The sequence below is a fragment of the Micromonospora sp. WMMD987 genome (assembly GCF_029581435.1).
Lineage (GTDB): Bacteria > Actinomycetota > Actinomycetes > Mycobacteriales > Micromonosporaceae > Micromonospora > Micromonospora rifamycinica.
The window spans coordinates 4,492,560-4,508,576 of record NZ_CP120861.1 but is presented as its reverse complement, the minus strand read 5'-3'; the positions used below and the strand labels follow the sequence as shown (position 1 = coordinate 4,508,576).

General features: G+C 73.6%; 17 protein-coding genes. 7 read left to right on the top strand and 10 right to left on the bottom strand.

The genetic code is table 11. The features are described 5' to 3' along the window. The 3 genes from O7612_RS18975 to O7612_RS18965 all read left to right on the top strand — a co-directional run bounded on the left by O7612_RS18975 (window position 1) and on the right by O7612_RS18965 (window position 2,715). On the top strand, window positions 1-567 hold the full coding sequence (locus O7612_RS18975; RefSeq protein WP_282266106.1) for a hypothetical protein: 567 nt from the start codon (window positions 1-3) through the stop codon (window positions 565-567). Next, entirely contained in the window at window positions 564-2,039 is a 1,476-nt protein-coding gene (locus O7612_RS18970) for a hypothetical protein (RefSeq protein WP_282266104.1), read from the top strand. The genes O7612_RS18975 and O7612_RS18970 overlap by 4 nt, the downstream gene beginning before the upstream one ends. 274 nt (window positions 2,040-2,313) lie before the next feature. Further along, the gene (locus O7612_RS18965) at window positions 2,314-2,715 is read left to right on the top strand and encodes a hypothetical protein (RefSeq protein WP_282266102.1); all 402 of its coding nucleotides are present in this window, start codon (window positions 2,314-2,316) and stop codon (window positions 2,713-2,715) included. A 110-nt stretch (window positions 2,716-2,825) separates the two neighbouring features. On the opposite strand, the gene O7612_RS18960 is transcribed toward O7612_RS18965, so the two are convergent. Next, window positions 2,826-3,506 carry a lytic polysaccharide monooxygenase gene (locus O7612_RS18960; protein WP_282266100.1) on the bottom strand — a complete coding sequence of 227 codons (681 nt, stop codon included), beginning with the start codon at window positions 3,504-3,506 and terminating at the stop codon, window positions 2,826-2,828. Between the two features lie 235 nt (window positions 3,507-3,741). Further along, a complete protein-coding gene (locus tag O7612_RS18955) occupies window positions 3,742-4,320 on the bottom strand; it encodes a hypothetical protein (RefSeq protein WP_282266098.1) in 579 nt (192 codons plus the stop codon). A gap of 463 nt (window positions 4,321-4,783) precedes the next feature. Here O7612_RS18955 and O7612_RS18950 point away from each other — a divergent pair, with 463 nt between their 5' ends. Next, on the top strand, window positions 4,784-5,203 hold the full coding sequence (locus tag O7612_RS18950) for a hypothetical protein (RefSeq protein WP_282266096.1): 420 nt from the start codon (window positions 4,784-4,786) through the stop codon (window positions 5,201-5,203). A gap of 327 nt (window positions 5,204-5,530) precedes the next feature. Further along, the gene (gene abc-f, locus O7612_RS18945; RefSeq protein WP_282266094.1) at window positions 5,531-7,162 is read left to right on the top strand and encodes a ribosomal protection-like ABC-F family protein; all 1,632 of its coding nucleotides are present in this window, start codon (window positions 5,531-5,533) and stop codon (window positions 7,160-7,162) included. 22 nt (window positions 7,163-7,184) lie between these two features. Here the strand turns inward: abc-f and O7612_RS18940 are convergent, their stop codons facing one another. Continuing rightward, the gene (locus O7612_RS18940) at window positions 7,185-7,910 is read right to left on the bottom strand and encodes an alpha/beta hydrolase (protein WP_282266092.1); all 726 of its coding nucleotides are present in this window, start codon (window positions 7,908-7,910) and stop codon (window positions 7,185-7,187) included. A 147-nt stretch (window positions 7,911-8,057) separates the two neighbouring features. On the opposite strand from O7612_RS18940, the gene O7612_RS18935 reads away from it, so the two are divergent. Together O7612_RS18935 and O7612_RS18930 are read left to right on the top strand one after the other, a co-directional pair. Beyond that, the gene (locus O7612_RS18935; protein WP_282266090.1) at window positions 8,058-8,432 is read left to right on the top strand and encodes a UBP-type zinc finger domain-containing protein; all 375 of its coding nucleotides are present in this window, start codon (window positions 8,058-8,060) and stop codon (window positions 8,430-8,432) included. Window positions 8,433-8,793: 361 nt separating this feature from the next. Then, complete coding sequence (locus tag O7612_RS18930) at window positions 8,794-10,251, top strand: RICIN domain-containing protein (RefSeq protein ID WP_282266088.1); 1,458 nt, start codon at window positions 8,794-8,796, stop codon at window positions 10,249-10,251. 191 nt (window positions 10,252-10,442) lie between these two features. Here O7612_RS18930 and O7612_RS18925 read toward each other — a convergent pair whose 3' ends face one another. Genes O7612_RS18925 through O7612_RS18895 form a run of 7 tightly spaced genes read right to left on the bottom strand, consistent with a single transcriptional unit; the run spans window position 10,443 to window position 15,909 of the window. Then, window positions 10,443-11,471 carry a HAMP domain-containing sensor histidine kinase gene (locus O7612_RS18925; RefSeq protein WP_282266087.1) on the bottom strand — a complete coding sequence of 343 codons (1,029 nt, stop codon included), beginning with the start codon at window positions 11,469-11,471 and terminating at the stop codon, window positions 10,443-10,445. Beyond that, window positions 11,468-12,178, bottom strand: coding sequence for a response regulator transcription factor (locus O7612_RS18920; RefSeq protein WP_067301554.1), 711 nt, complete (start codon window positions 12,176-12,178; stop codon window positions 11,468-11,470). Before O7612_RS18920 ends, O7612_RS18925 begins: the two co-directional genes overlap by 4 nt. 9 nt (window positions 12,179-12,187) lie before the next feature. Further along, entirely contained in the window at window positions 12,188-12,652 is a 465-nt protein-coding gene (locus O7612_RS18915) for a hypothetical protein (protein WP_282266084.1), read from the bottom strand. After that, complete coding sequence (locus O7612_RS18910) at window positions 12,649-13,863, bottom strand: molybdopterin-dependent oxidoreductase (RefSeq protein ID WP_282266082.1); 1,215 nt, start codon at window positions 13,861-13,863, stop codon at window positions 12,649-12,651. The genes O7612_RS18915 and O7612_RS18910 overlap by 4 nt, the downstream gene beginning before the upstream one ends. Then, window positions 13,860-14,501, bottom strand: coding sequence for a class I SAM-dependent methyltransferase (locus tag O7612_RS18905; RefSeq protein ID WP_282266080.1), 642 nt, complete (start codon window positions 14,499-14,501; stop codon window positions 13,860-13,862). The genes O7612_RS18910 and O7612_RS18905 overlap by 4 nt, the downstream gene beginning before the upstream one ends. Then, window positions 14,498-15,253: a DUF2064 domain-containing protein gene (locus O7612_RS18900; RefSeq protein WP_282266078.1), complete on the bottom strand. Its 756-nt coding sequence runs from the start codon at window positions 15,251-15,253 to the stop codon at window positions 14,498-14,500. The genes O7612_RS18905 and O7612_RS18900 overlap by 4 nt, the downstream gene beginning before the upstream one ends. After that, window positions 15,250-15,909, bottom strand: a complete 660-nt coding sequence (locus O7612_RS18895) for a glycosyltransferase family 2 protein (RefSeq protein ID WP_282266075.1) — start codon at window positions 15,907-15,909, stop codon at window positions 15,250-15,252. The genes O7612_RS18900 and O7612_RS18895 overlap by 4 nt, the downstream gene beginning before the upstream one ends. Window positions 15,910-16,017 lie beyond the last annotated feature (108 nt).

Sequence of the window (16,017 nt, the reverse complement as noted above, 5' to 3'; positions counted from 1 at the left end):
ATGAGTGCCGACTCGGACTGGGGCGATTTCCTGGCCGCTGACACGCCGATCGGGGACACCACCCTGACCGAGGCGGTGGCGGCCCTGCCGGAACCGGCGGCATCCATCGTGGAGAGTGAGATCAGCGGGGCCACCGGCGACCAGGACTGGTCGAACTGGCACGCCGACAGCGGCGACGACTGGGCCGACTCCGCCCAGGACTGGGCCGACTACGCCGTGGAGAACGCTGCGGCCGGCAACGTCGAGATCGCCGAGAGCGCCATGGCGCGGGCGGCCGACCATGCCGACATCGCCGGGGACAACTACACCGTCTCGGCCGACTACTCCGACGCCGCGGTCGACCACCTGGAGACCGCCGCCGCCGAGGTCGACTGGGCCACCGGCGGCAGCGACCCCACCCTGACCGGCCCGTCCTCCGAGGCCGGCACGTCCTACGACCCGGCTTCCTACGACCCGGCTTCCTACGACGCGGGTACCTACGACGCCGGGGCCTCCTACGACGTCGGGGGTTACGATGCCGCCGCGTCCAGCTTCGACACCAGCACCTCCTACGACGTCGCGGAATGAGCTGGGCTGACGCCGGTGGACCCGGTGCCGTGCCGCCGGCCGTCGCGGCCGGACTGGAACCCGGCCGGCTGGCGGCCGGCGTGGAACGACGGCTCGGTGCCCCGCCGAGCCTGGTCCGCCAGCAACTGCTGCGCAGCGTCCGCGAACTTGCCTTCGCGCTGAGGACCGAGCAGCTCAGCCTCCTGGAGGCGGTGCGCGGCTCCCGGCTCGGTGGCGTCACCCTCGCGCCGACCCAGGTGCCGGTCCTGCTGCGGATCACCCTGGAGGCCGACGGCCCGGGGGTACGGGTGGGCGTGCTGCTGGTCGACCGCTGGCCGGGCAGGCTGGGCCGGAACTGGGGCGTGACCTCGGTGTACGTCAGCCTCTTCGAGTCCGTGCTGAGCACGTTCGACGCCATCCTCGCCCGGCTCGACCCGGCGGCGGCGACCTCGTTCACGCCGTGGTGGCGGCAGACGGGTTCCGGTGACGTGGCGATGATGCAGCACGCCGCCGGGCTGGCGAACCGGGCACAGGCGGTGCTCTCCCGGCACGCGGGACGGCTGCTCGACGGCGACGGGCAGGCCCCACGACAGGCGGTGGTCACCCGTGCCGGCGGCGGCGCGGTCTTCACCTTCGAGACGGCCGACGCGGTCGCCGAGATCCCCGCCGAACTGGCCGACGGCATGTTGATGGTCGGCACGCTGATCGTCAGCCGGCCGGGCGGGATGCCGGCGAAGCTGGTCGGGCAGGTGCAGTCGCTGGTGTTCCGGGTCGAGGAACGCCTCGCGGCGGGCGGAACCGACCGGATCGCCGTCGAGCCGGCGGACGTACCGGTGGTGACCTTCCTGCACCAGCAGGCCCGGCTGCGCGGCCTGCTGCCGGTGCGGACCCTGCGCACCTGCACCACCTGCCGGTTGGAGAAGGTGACCAACCCGGAGATGGAACGCCGGCAGGAGCGCACCCGGCGGACCCGGGACCTGGCCAGCGGTATCAGCGGGCTGGTCACGCCCTATGTGCTCGCCGGTCGGCTGGTGCAGCTCCACGACCGGGGTCCGGCGTTCGCCTGCCCCCGCTGTCAGGGGATGGACGCCGACGAGACGGTGGTGACGTACTGCCAGCGGTGCGGTGACCGCCGGGCCGAGACCGCGCTGCGCACCTGCCCGAAGTGTCAGTTCGACTTCCGTGGCCTGGTCGGCGGGGATCAGGTCTGGCGGTCCAGGGCGGCCGTACCGGCGCTCCCCGGCCCTGGGCCGCAGCCCGCCGGCCCGCTGCCGCCGTTCGGCTCCCTGACGTCCGCCGGCCCGCTGCCGCCCGGTCAGCCTTCGCCCGTGGGTCAGCCTTCGCCCGTGGGTCTGCCCTCGCCCGTCGGCCACCCTTCGCCTGTGGGTCCGCCCTCGCCCGTCGGTCATCCCCAGCCCGGCGGGCCGGGGTCGGGTTACCGGCCCGATCCCGAGGCGGAGCAGTGGCCCCGGCCCCCGGGTTTCCCGTCCTGAGTCGTACCGGGGTGTTCCCCGTCGGTTGCCGGTCCGTCCCCTGTGGTGGGTCGGGCTTCCGGTGGTGGCCGACGGATCCGGGACGCGGGGGACGGTAGGCACCGACCCGCGGTCGCGCGGGCGTCGCCGGGGACCGGACACGGCCGTCCGGGCGGTCGGGCTCGTCGTGTCGGCCCGCACCGGACGCGGCGGTCCGTCAGGGGCCGGCAGGGGAGCGGTCAGTCGGTCGTCCGGTGGACCGAGCCGCTTCCGTTTCCCGGAAAGGGTGGCTGCCGTGGAAGGCTTCTTCTGTTTCGCATTCGTCGCCGGTGTGGTCGGCTTCATCGTCTGGCAGTTCGTCGAGACCCGGAAGGCGGTCGCGACGACCACGGTCGAGTCCGCCTGCCCCCCTGCGGAGGCCGCACAGATCGTCCGTGGCGCGTTCGGCGGTCCCCGGGCCGTGCTGTGGACGACCGCCGACGGTCCGGGGACGATCAACATGCGCCGGCGGGGAATTCATGGCGGCATCACGATGTCCATCACCGTCGAACCCCGTCCGGGCGGCGGCTCCGAGGTGGCGATGTGGGCCTCGGAGACCGTCGTCTACCTCGGCTTCCTGGTCAACTTCGCCGGAGTGGTGAACCGGCGGAAGACGGCGATCGGGCGGTTGCTGACGGCGGATCCGGCTGACCGCTGAGGAAACCACCTTGCCGCCGTCGGGTGGCGCCGGCACGACTCACCCCGTGGAGGCAACGGCTCCGGCCCAGGACGGCGAGGTCCTGGGCCGGAGGTGGTGCCGGGTGCCGGTCAGATCTTGATGTCGCTGCACCACATGTAGGTCTGGTCCGCGTGGGACGCCTTCCAGATGAAGAACAGGATGTGGTTACCGCTCCGCGACGACGGGATCGAGACGTTGAACGAGATGTTCTGTGCCGGTGCGTAACGCCCGGTCGTCGTGATCAGGTCGAGGTTGCCCCACCCGAGTCGCTGGGTGGCGGAGTTGAACCCCTGCTTGGTGACGTAGACCCGGAAGAAGTCGGCGCCGTGGCTGGCCTGGTCGTACATCTGGACTGTCAGGTTACGGCTGACGGTGGTCGCCTTCCACGCCCCGGGCTGGTTCAGCGAGTTGTTCCTGGAGAGGGCGTTGCTGCACAGCTGCCCGTCCGGGGTGCTGGGCTGGTACTGGCCGCCCAGGCCGTCACGCAGCTGGCTCATCCAGTTCCACATGGTGTCCGGGTTGGCCTGGAATGCCTGCCAGCACATCGGGTCCTGCTGCTGCATGGCGGGGTTGGTGTGCTGGCTGCCCCAGGTCTTCCAGCACTGGTAGGCGCGGGTCGCCGGGTTGATGACGGTGCCGTGGGCCTGGGCCGCCCCGATGGCGGGCAGCGTGCCGACCACCATGGCGAACATCAGGACGAGCGCCTGGAGGGACCGGCGGACGGTGGACCGGGGTCGTCCACCGGATTGGTCGGAGCTGTGTGAGCGCACTGTTCATCCTCCATTCCTCGATACGAAACATCGGGCTGCGAACGCTTCCGGACCCACTGTTACATCTATTGCAGTAAATATCAAACTTGATCAATATTTAGCCGGATGTGCAGCGACCTGTCCGGGATCGCCGGATCGCTGGTGGGGCGGCACGTACGCAGGACGGCGGTCACCGCGCCGTCGCGGTGCGGACCGGCTGCCGGGCGGGGAGTGCCACCCGGCCCGGCCGGCGGGGTCAGAACCCGGCCGCGGCGTCGTACCGGCGGCGCTGGTCGGCCATCTCCGGGGCGCTCAGCGCCTCCTCCTGCGCCAGCGTCGCGTACCTGGCCGGGAACATCTCCCGCAGCCGGTCGACGAACCGGACCCCCTCGGTCGCCTCGACCACCTGGATGCCCGGGGGATCGGTGGACATGTCCATGATCACCGGCCCGGCCAGCTTGACCGCCACGTCCCAGGGGCGCTTCTGCTCGGCGATGCCGCACAGGTGGAAGCCGTAGACCTTCCACACGTCGGCGAGCGCGGTGGCCGCCTCGGGCTCGTAACCGTAGACCCGGACCCCGCAGATCACCGGCGGCTTCTCCTCGGTGCCGCCCTGCTGGGCGGTGTGCCCGGCATGCTGGTGCTGCCCCGGGTCCGCCTGCTCGAGCGTGGTGCGCATCCGGGCCACGATCTGGGCCTGCAGGTCCGCCGGCTCCGTCTCCGGGTCGGCCCGCCTGGCCAGGAAGACCGTGCCGGCCGACACCGCCAGCAGGATCACCGCCACCCACACCAGGCGGTGCCGGTACCACCCCGCGGAGCTCTCTCGGGAAATCATGATCGCTTCTCACCTCGTCGCCGGTTCTGGTGCGCTGGCCGACTGGATCGGACGCCCCGCCGGCAGGGGTGGAGCGCGTCGGCCGGCGGAGACACGTGCCAGGGCGCGGCATGGCGGAAGGCGGTCCCGCCCGCCATGGTGCCCGTCTGGTGGCGATGGCCCGGCGACGTGGCGTGCGAGCGCCGACGAGGCGGCACGCTGCCGGCGCTGCGATGCTCCCGTGCTGGCCGTGGTCGGCACGGTTGCCCCCGTGCCGCGGCGATATGAGCTATTCCAACACGTCTGGATACGCTTGGCAACATTGACAAGCGTCGGTATGGGTTCGGCCCGCGCTGTCAGCTGACCGCCAGTGTCCAGGCACGGACAGTGTGCGCTGCCGGTGGTCGGTTCCGGTCGATGATGGGCACGTCAACGCGCCGCCGCGACCGGCCGGCGGGCGGGGCACTGCGGACAGGGGATCGTCATGCCGTTCGAGGTCGATTTCAACTGGGCGTCGCAGGCCGTCATCGAGACGGTGGCGGTGCCCTTCCCCTCCCTGGAGACGCCACCCGACGTGGTCGTCGCCGACCCGCCGGTCCCGCAGCTGGCCTTCCAGCAGTCCGGCCCGGTCACGGTCACCATGCTCGGCTGCGGCCGGTGGAACCGGGACAGCAGTTACCGGTTCAACGCCGGGTGCAACCCGGAGCCGCACCACGCGGCCGAGGTGGGGGAGATCGGGCTGCTCACCGCCGTGGAGGGGCAGCAACTGGAGGACTGGTTCCTCCAGCGGTATCCGACGTCCAACCCGGTGGTCCTCAAGAACGGCGGGAAGTGGAACCTCACTCTCACCCGCAACGGAGCGGTCTACAACTTCCACACGGGCATCCGGCCGGCCCACGGGTAGCGGTCGGCGGGCGCGGGGGTCGGCGGGACACGTCCGTCGGCCCCCGCGGAGCGCCGGGGGACCTCCCGGCGCACACCACCGGCCGGCGACGAGGCCCGGGGTCCTCGGGCACGCCGGGTAACCGGTCGTCGGCGTCGGGGTGGTGGGCTAGGGTGGAGGCCTTCGCGGAGGGGAGCGGATCGTGGCAGGTGACGACGACATCTCCGGGTGAGCACCGACAGCGGTGACCGATGCGGCACAGGTCGCGCCGGTGCACCGCCCAGGTCGTCGCGTGCCCGTCGCCGGGTGGCGGAGGTCCGCCCGGTTCGCCTGTCCTCCGAGGTCCTCATGTCCGACAGTCATGTCGTCAGCTCCGCCCTGTCCTTCGCCTGGCCGGACGACACCCCGGTCTTCACCGACCTGTCGTTCTCCGTGCCCGGTGGCCGTACCGGCCTGGTCGCGGCCAACGGTGCCGGCAAGTCCACCCTGCTGCGGCTGATCGCCGGTGAGCTGCGCCCGACCGGGGGCAGTGTCACCGTCGAGGGAGTGCTGGGCTACCTGCCCCAGCACCTGCCCTTCGCCCGGGACCAGACGGTCGCCGGGGTGCTGGGGGTCGACCGTATCGTCGCCGCGCTGCACGCCATCGAGGCCGGGGACGTCGCCGAGGAGCACTTCACCACCGTCGGCGACGACTGGGACGTCGAGGAACGGACCCGGGTCGAACTCGACCGTCTCGGGCTGGCCGACGTCGCGTTGGACCGGCGGCTCGGCACCCTCAGCGGCGGCCAGGTGGTGTCCCTCGGTCTCGCCGCCCAACTGCTCAGACGGCCCGACGTGCTGCTGCTGGACGAGCCGACCAACAACCTCGACCGCGCGGCGCGGGCGCGGCTGACCGCGGTGCTGCGCTCCTGGACGGGGTGCCTGCTCGTGGTCAGCCACGACCGGGCGCTGCTGGACGAGATGGACCGCATCGCCGTCCTGGACCACGGTGAGATCCGCTGGTACGGCGGCAGCTTCACCGAGTACGAGCAGGCGGTACGGGCCGAGCGGGAGGTCGCCGACCGGCAGGTACGCCAGGCCGAGCAGGACGTGCGGCGGCAGCGGCGTGAACTCCAGCAGGCCCGCGAACGGGCGGCCCGCCGGGCCTCCACTGCCTCGCGGAACCTGGCCGACGCAGGGCTGGCCCGGATCGTCGCCGGCAAACTCCAGCGGGACGCGCAGGTGTCGGCGGCCAGGGCCAATGACGTGCACACCGCACGGGCGCGCGACGCCCAGGCCCGGCTGGACCAGGCCAGCGACGCCGCCCGGCGCGACGACCAGCTCGTGGTCGACCTGCCCGACCCGGCGGTGCCCGCCGGCCGGACCGTGTTCCGTGGCGAGGGCCTCCAGGCCGGGTACGGCGGCCGGTCGGTCTTCGGCGGCGACGGTGTGGACCTGCACATCCGTGGCCCCGAGCGGATCGCCCTGACCGGTGCCAACGGCGCGGGGAAGTCCACCCTGCTGCGGTTGATCGCCGGTGACCAGGTTCCCGTCGCCGGCACGGTCACCCGGGCACCGGGGCGGGTGGCGTACCTGTCGCAGCGCCTCGACCTGCTCGACCCGGACCGCACGGTCGTCGAGAACTTCGCCGCCTCCGCACCGGCGCGGACCGAGGCCGACCGGATGAACCTGCTGGCCCGGTTCCTGTTCCGGGGCGACCGCGCCCGGCTGCCGGTCGGCGTGCTCTCCGGTGGCGAACTGCTGCGCGCCACGCTGGCCTGCGTGCTGTTCGCGGAGCCCGCGCCGCAGTTGCTGCTGCTCGACGAGCCCACCAACAACCTGGACCTGACCAGCGTCGCGCAGCTGGAGAGCGCGCTGCTGGCGTACCGGGGGGCGTTCGTCGTCGTCAGCCACGACGAACGGTTCCTGGCCGGGATCACCGTGCGCCGCTGGCTCCGGCTGGCCGACGGCCGGCTCACCGGGTCCGACGGGCCGAGCTGACCCACCGGCGGGCCGGGGCGCGTCAGGTGGCGTCGGCGGCCTCCCGGATGAGGGCGACGAGCTGGGCGGCCTCCGGGATGGCCACGGTGTGCGAACCGCCGGGCAGCTCCACCGTGCGCCGCGAGCCCGCCCGCTCGGCCATGAACCGGTGGGCCGCGACCGGGATGTTGAGGTCCTCGCTGCCGAACAGGAACCAGGACGGCAGCGACCGCCAGGCGGGCTCGCCGGAGGGCTCGTTCAGGGCGGCCTCGGCGATCGGCCGCTGGGTCACCGCCATCACGGCGGCCCGCTGCGCGGTCGAGTCGGCGGCGAACTGGTGGTGGTAGCGGTTCTGCCGGATGTAGAGGTCGGTGCCCCCGTCGGGGAGGGCGACGGGGGCCAGCGTCTCGCCCAGCGAGCTGCCGGGAAACCGTCCGGCCAGGTCGGCGGCGCTCTCCCCGGGCTCGGGGGCGAAGGCCCCGACGTAGACCAGCGCGGTCACGCCGGTGCCCGCCGTGGGCACGTTGGAGATCACCATCCCGCCGTAGGAGTGCCCGACGAGGACCACCGGACCGTCGATACCGGTGAGCACGGCGCGCAGGTGGTCGGCGTCGTGCCGGACCCCGCGCAGCGGGTTGGCCAGGGCCACGGCGGGATGGCCGGCGTCGATCAGCCCGGCGATCACGCCGTCCCAGCTCGCCGACTCGGCGAAGGCCCCGTGGACGAGGACGACCGTCGGCTTGCCGGGCTGGGCGGTGGTGATGGACATCGCGGGTTACCTCCGGGCGCTGGCGCGGGTGTCGACCCTATTGTCGGATCACCGGCGCACCGCCCCGTCCGTCGACCGACCGGCTCACCCGACCGGGGTAACCGGAGCACGGCGGCGCGGAGCCGCCGCGACCGAGAGGAGACCACCGTGAGTGCCCACCCCGAGGGACCGGCCGTGACCGGGACGGCGATCGATCCGGCGGTGCCGCCGAGTGGACCGGGCTGCGTCGAGTGCGACGCCTCCGAGGGGTGGTGGTTCCACCTGCGTCGCTGCGCGGCCTGCGGCCACGTCGGTTGCTGCGACTCCTCGCCGGGCCAGCACGCGACGGCGCACGCTGCCACCACCGGGCATCCGATGGTCCGCAGTTTCGAGCCCGGTGAGTCGTGGTTCTGGGACTACTCCGAGGAGCGGTTGCACACCGACGGGCCGGAGTTGGCCGCCCCGTCCTCGCGTCCGTTGGACCAGCCCGTCCCCGGCCCCCGGGGGCGGGTGCCGGCCGACTGGCGGCTGCGGTTGCACTGACCCGCCCGCCGTCGGCCCCCACCGCCACGGTGCGGCCGGGGCCGACGGTGGACCCGGTGCTGAGCATCTTCGATGCCTTGACACCCCAGATGCGATCGCTAACACTTGTCTGCAATGCGCCTGTAACAACCAGAACACATGTTTCCCACTGCGGTGGGAGGCAGGCCACGGCGGCTCGTAGGGCACGTCGACCAGGCCGGGGCTGCGGGCTCGGGGGCTGCGCATGCCGCAGCCGTGTTAGCGATAACATCGACGATTGTCCCGGGAGGGCAGCATGACCGTGGTCCCATGCCGACCAGCAGCGACCCCGATACCCGCGACTTCCCGGTCAGCGCCCCCGCGTACCCGGTCGGCACGCCGGTTGCTGGTCACCCTGGCGGCCGCGCTGACCGCGCTGGCCGGCGGCATCGTCGTCGCGTCCCCGCCGGCCACCGCCGCCACCAGTCAGTTCCGGGGCATGAACTGGGCCGTGCTGGGGGACAACTTCAGCAAGGGCCCCCTCGTGGTGCAGGGCCTGAGCGCCTCCGACAGCAACGCGACGGTACGGGCCAAGGCCAACGCCCTCTACGACGACATGGCCGCCACCATGGGGGTCAACACCGTCCGGCTGCCCGTCAACACCCACACCGTGGGGACGGCCTGGTGGGAGGCCTACCGGGGGGCCATCGACGCCGCCACCGCCCGCGGGTTCAAGGTCATCCTGGCGTACTGGGAGGACGGCGCGGCCTCCGGTGGACGGATCACCAACCTCGCCGCCTGGAACGCGATGTGGTCCACGGTGACCAACACGTACGGCACCAACCCCAACGTCTACTTCGAACCGATGAACGAGCCGCACGGTTACAGCTCGGCGGAATGGCGCAACGTCGCGGCCGACTGGCTCAGCTACCACTACTCGGCGGTGCCCGGCCGGGTGCTCATCGGCGGCACCGGCTTCAGCCAGGACCTGCGGGACGTCTGCAACGACAGCCGGTTCAACGCGACGCTGCTCTCGTTCCACCACTACGCGTTCTTCTATAGCGAGATGAGCTACGACGCCTTCCGCAGCCACATCCAGGCCCGCCTGGGCAACTGCGCCTCCCGCGCCGTGGCCACCGAGTGGGGTGCGCCGATGAACGACGGCCGCAACTACGCCGACGCGAACAGCACCGACAACTTCGTCCGGCACATCCGGGCCATGGCCCAGGTGATGCGGGACAACCAGATGGGCGGCACGTACTGGCCCGCCCTCGGCGGCAAGCCCGGCACCATCGGCTACGACTGGTACTCGATGTACGCGCTCAGCGGCAGCGGCACCGACCTCAACCTGAGCATCCGTAACACCTCCGGCGCCGACCGGGTCCGCTACGGGTGGGGCGACACCGTCGGCAACGAACCGACGACGCCTCCGCCGTCGACGGGGACGTACTACCGGGTCACCGTGCGGCACAGCGGCAAGGCGATGGACGTCCAGCAGCCGAACACCGACAACGGCGCCCGCGTCGGGCAGTACACCTACGCCGGCAACGCCTGGCAGCAGTGGCAGTTCACCGACGCCGGCGGCGGCTACTGGCGCATCGTCAGCCGGCACAGCGGAAAGTGCCTCGACGTGACCAGCGCCTCCACCGCCGACGGTGCCGAACTCATCCAGTACACCTGCGGCAGCGGCACCAACCAGCAGTTCCAGCTGGTCACCAACGGCAGCTACTTCCAGCTGCGGGCCCGGCACAGCAACAAGTGCGTGGACGTGCCGGCCTCGTCGACCGCCGACGGTCAGGTGCTCAAGCAGTACACCTGCAACACCGGCGCCAACCAGCAGTGGTCGCGTACGGCCGTCTGACCGCCGGGACCACGATCCACCGGCCGGGGTGCGGACCCCGGCCGGTGGCGACGGTGCCGACCCGTCACGGCGGGCGACGGTGCCGGCCGGTCGTGGTTGCCGACCGGTCGCGCCGAGACGACCGGCGCGGCAGGCGGGCGGGCCGCCCGGCCGTGGGGGCGTCGGGCGTCAGGACCCCACCCGTCCGCGCCTCACGACCGGCCCGTCGGCACGGGTAGCCGTACCTCGAACTGGCAGCCCCGCACGGTGTTGCGCACGTCGACCCGGCCGCCGTGGGCCTCGACGAGCCCGCGCACGATCGCCAGGCCGAGCCCGCCGCCACCACCGGAGCCGGCCGCGCCCGGTGTGCGGGCCCGCTCGCCCCGGAAGGCGACGTCGAATACCCGCTCCAGGTCCTGCTCGGGGATGCCACCGCAGGTGTCGGAGACGGCCAACCACACGCTGTCGCGCTCGTGACCGGCGGCGATGTGCACGGTGCCGTCCTCCGGGGTGTACCGGACGGAGTTGATCAGCAGGTTGCTGACCACCCGGGCGAGTTCGCGTTCCCCGGCGCGGACGGAGGGCCAGCCGCTGTCCGCGGCGACCAGCCGGATCCGCCGGCCGGCGGCGAGCGGCGCGACCGCGGCGATCGCGTCGGACACGATGTCGCGCAGCGGCACGGTGGTGGGGACGAGCCGCAGCGCACCCGCGTGGATCCGGGACAGCTCGAACAGGTCGTCGACGAGTTGCGCCATCCGGTCGCTTTCCACCCGGATCCGGCGGTGGTACTCGGCGACGGTGGCCGGGTCGTCGATGATCCGGTCCTCGAGGGCTTCGGCCATCGCCCGCAACCCGGCCAGCGGGGTACGCAGGTCGTGCGACACCCAGGCGACCAGTTCCCGCCGTCCCGCCTCCAGCCGTCGCTCCCGGTCCCGGGCCGCCTGCGCCCAGACGGCGGAGGCGGCCAGCCGGCTGCCGAAGACGGCACCGACGGCGAGGCTGATCACCGCGGAGGCGCTCACGGTGACCAGGACGACCCACAGGTCGTGCGGGGACAGGAACATGGCCCGGGCGACGGTGGCGACGCCGACCACCACGGCGAGCACGGTGACGGTGAGCAGCACCAGCACGTGCACCAGGATCGAGCGGCCCCGCAGCAGCCGGAGCATCCCGGCCCCGGCCAGCCCGACGACCCCTCCGGCGACGAGCGCGTAGAGCCCGATGAGCAGCATGTCCCTCACCGGTCGCCGCCCTGGTCGAGCGGGTCGTAGCGGTAGCCGACACCCCACACGGTGCAGATCCGCCGCGGTTCGGCCGGCTCCTTCTCGATCTTCTCGCGCAGCCGCCGGACGTGGACGGTGACCGTCGACTGGTCGCCGAACTGCCAGCCCCACACCTTGTCCAGCAGGTCGGCGCGGGACCAGGCCCGCCCCGGGTGGCGCATCAGGAAGACCAGCAGGTCGAACTCCCGGACGGTCAGCGACAGCGGCACCCCGTCCAGCTCGGCCACGCGCCGGGCGACGTCGACGGCGAGTTCCGCGTCGACGAGCCGGCCGAGACCCGCCGGACCGGTGGCGGGCCCGGTGGTACGCCGCAGCACCGAACGGATCCGGAGCACGAGTTCCCGGGGCGAGAACGGCTTGGTCATGTAGTCGTCCGCGCCGACCTCCAGCCCCAGCACCCGGTCGGCCTCCTCGCCGAGGGCGGTCAGCATGATCACCGGCAGGTCGGGTAGCTGCCGACGGATGCGGCGACACACGTCGAGGCCGTTGATCCCGGGCATCATCAGGTCGAGCACCACGAGGTCGGGCCGGTGCGCGGCGATCGCGGCGAGGCCGGCGGCCCCGTCGGCGGCCAGCCGGACCTCGCAGCCGTCCTGTTCCAGGTAGCGCCGGACGACGTCGCTGACCGTGGGGTCGTCGTCGACCACCAACACCCGATGTCCCATCCCGGTAAGCTACCGACCGGCCGGTGGCGGGCCGCTCCCGCCTGGTCTTTCGGAATCCTTACCGCCTGCCCGCAGCCGGTGTCGCCGGTCTCGCCACAGCCACGACAGCGCCGTCGCGGCGACGACGAGCAGCAGCACCACGGCGAGGTTCCGACCGTACGGCAGCGGCAACGCCGAGGGGTTGTCCGGAGACCGGCCGAAGCCGAGCACGAGCGGCAACGCCACGACGGTGACCGTGGCGGCGCTGATCGCGGCGATCCGGGCCAGTGGACGGTGGCGGTGCGGGACGAACCGGGCGAGCAGCGCGCCGACGGCCGACAGCCCGAGCATCCAGACGAGATCGTGCCCGACCAGCACACCGGCCAGGAAGAGCAGCACCCCGGCCGGCGACAGGTCGGGGTCGACCAGCGCGCCCACCACGGCGTACCCCATGGTCAGCAGGCCGACCGCGACCAGCGCCACCCGGATCCTCACGGCGTCTCCCGGACGGTGATCCGGCCGAGCCACTTGGTCTGCAGCACGCCGGGCCGGTTCGGGGCGATCAGACGGGCGGGGTAGCCGTGGTCGAGGTGCAGGGGCTCGCCGCCCAACCGCAGGGCGACCAGGGTCAGCGGGTCACGCACGTGCGCCGGCCCGACGGTCGACGTGCGGTACCGGCCGGCCACCTCCAGCGACTCGACGACGACGGTCGCCCTCTCCGGGTCGCCACCCACGAGGGCGACCAGGTCACGCAGGCGTACGCCGCTCCACCGTCCCGTGGCGCTCCACCCCTCCACGCAGGCGATCGGCAGCCGTACGGTGTGCTGCTCCCGGGCGTGCAGGGCGGCGAGATCCAGCGTCGCCTGCCCGGCCGGGCCGGTGACCACCAGCCGGTACGCCGGGTCCAGCGCCAGGGCGGCCACTCCGGCGCGCTGCGCGGTCCGGTTGACCGGCAGTCCCTGCGGTCCCACGTCCGGCCGGCGGGGGGCGAGCACCGCCAGCCCGGACAGCGGCCGGACGGTCTGCCCGACCGTGGTCAGGGTGACCAGACCGGCCGCGGCGGCGACGCCGCCGAGCAGGCCGCGCCGGCTGAGCCGGTCGGCCGGCGACCCGGCGTCGGGGCGGGCGAGCGCGGCGCGGACGGCCGGCAGTTGGACGCCGACGTGTGCCAGCAGCGCGCCGACCGCCAGCCACGCCACCCAGTAGTGCCCCGCGGTGAAGAAGTACGGCATCGGCGCGTACCAGCGGGAGATGTTCAGCACCCCGCCGACCACCTGGAACAGCGCCGCGGCGACCAGTACGGCGACGCTGGCGCGTTCGACCGCGTGGGCGATCGACCGGACCGGCGGCCAGCGGAACAGGTGTGGGTAGACCGACCACAGCTTGGCCCCGAGCAGCGGCACCGTGGCCAGGCCGGTAGCGACGTGCAGGCCCTGGGTGAACCGGTACAGCCCCACCGGGCGGGCCGGCCACCCGAACCAGCCCGGCGGGTCCAGCACCAGGTGACTGAGCAGCCCGGTGAGGAAGCAGACGGTGAACGTGACACCGAGCGCGACGCCGAGCTGGCTGGTCAGCCGGGTCGAGCGCACCTCGGAGGGAAACCGGCCGGGCCGCAGCGGCCCGCGCCGCAGCGCCTCCGGCGGCGTCGGTAACGACGCCCGCCACCAGCCGGTGAGCCGCCGCGACGCGGTCGGTCGGCCGGTCACCCCGGGACGAGGGTGGCGAACCACCGTCCTGCCTCCGTCCAGGTGTCGCGTACGCGCAGCGCGGTGGCCCCGGCCAGCGCGGGAAGGTCGTCCAGGGGTACGCACGCCCAGGGCAGCGGGCTGTCGGCGTCGCCCGGGGCCTGCACGGTGGCCGTACCGGACCAGGCGGGGGTGCCCGGTGGCGCCAGCTCGGCGTGCAGGTGACCGTCGGCCGCCAGCAGCCGGCGGCAGCGGCGCAGCAGCCGGTGCGGGTCACCGCCGATGCCGATGTTGCCGTCGGCCAGCAGCAGGTGCCGCCAGCGGCCGGCACCCGGCACCGGGCCGAACACGTCGCGTTGCAGCGCGACCGCGCCCCGCCGCCGGGCCAGCCGGACCGCGATGGCGCTGACGTCGATGCCGAGGGCCGGGTGGCCGGCGGCGAGCAGCGCGCCGGTGAGCCGGCCAGGTCCGCAGCCGACGTCGAGGGTGGGGCCGGTGCAGCGGGCGAGCAGCGTGGCGTCCCCGGCGGTGGCGTCCCGGCACCAGACGGCCGGGTCGAACCGGAGCACCCCGCCGCTCGGGTGCCGGGCCGTGAAGGCGGCGGGCACGCCCGAGGCGGCCCGGTCGAACACCGCGTCGAAGACCGCGACGGCGCTCACCGGGCGACCGCCGTGGGTGACGGCACACCGGCCGCCACGGCGGCGGTCGGCACGGTGGCTGCGACAGGGGCAGCCGCCACGGCGGCGGTCGGCATGTGGGCCGCCACGGCGGTGGTCGGTACGTGAGCCGCGACGGCGGCGGCGAACCTGCTGGTGGCCGGGCATCCGGCGGCCACCGCGTGCGCGTCGGCCGCGGTGTCCACGTCGCGTAGGCGGGGCAGCAGGTGGACCCGCAGGCCGCGCCGGCGCAACGCGGCCAGGGTGAGCCGGCCGGTGTCCGCCACCGAGGTCGGGATCGTACGCAGGACCTCGGCGTGCGCGGGGTCGCGCAGGCCCAGCGTCCACCACCCGCCGTCGTCGGCCGGTCCGAGCACCGCGTCCGGCCCGTCCGTCGCGCCGAGCAGCCGTACCGCCGTGTCGAGCTGACCGACGGTGAGCTGCGGGGTGTCCATGCCGATCAGCAGGGTGGCGGTGCCCGCCACGCGGGTGTCGGCGAAGGCGGCGGCGAGCCGCTCGCCCAGCGGGCCGCCCCGCTGCGCGAGCCGGATCCAGCCCGGCGGGGCCGGATGGTCACCGTCGACGACCAGGATCCGCCCGCCGGCCGTGGCCGCGCCGACGGTGGCGAGGGTGTCGGCGAGGGCGGCTGCGGCGACCCGGGCCGCCTGTTCGGGGGTGCAGGGCGGGCAGAGCCGGGTCTTGACCCGGCCCGGCTCCGGCTTCTTGGCCAGCACCAGCACCTGGGGACCGTTCACCGGGCCAGCACCGCGCCCATGTCCCGGACCGCGCGGGCGGTGCCGAGCAGGGTGCCGGTGACCTTCGACCGGGTGCCGGCCGCCCGTGGGTGGTAGTCGACGTCGACCTCCACCACCCGCCAGCCGGCCCGACCGGCCGCGATCAGCAGCTCCAGCGGATAGCCGAAGCGGCGGTCCCGCAACCCCAGCGCCAGCAGGTCGTCCCGGCGGACGGCCCGGATCGGCCCGATGTCGTGGATGTCCAGGCCGGTCGTGCGGCGCAGCCGGTGGGCCAGGAAGGCGTTGGCGGCCCGCGCGTGCAGCGGCCACACCCCGGGGGCGGTCGGGCGACGCCGGCCGGTGCCCAGCTCCGCCTCGCCGACGACGACCGGACCGACCAGCCGGGGCAGCTGCGCCGGGTCGAAGGACCCGTCGGCGTCCAGCACGCACACCACCCCGTCGGCGGGGTCGGCCGCCAGGACCCCGGCGTGCACGGCCGCGCCGTACCCGGGTTCGGCCACGCTGATCACCTCGGCGCCGCAGGCGCGGGCGACCGCCGCCGAGTCGTCGGTCGAGCCGTTGTCCACCACGATCGGCCGGTAACCGGCCGGCATCCGGGCCAGCAGGTCGGGCAGGGCCGGCGCCTCGTTGCGACAGGGAAGAACCACATCGGTCATGCTGCGGACGGTAGGACAGGATCCGGCCGGAAATCCTTACCGGACGGTGACGGTGTTCCCGGGCGTCAGCGGTCGGTGCGGAGTTCTTACGAACCGCTGACGGGCGGC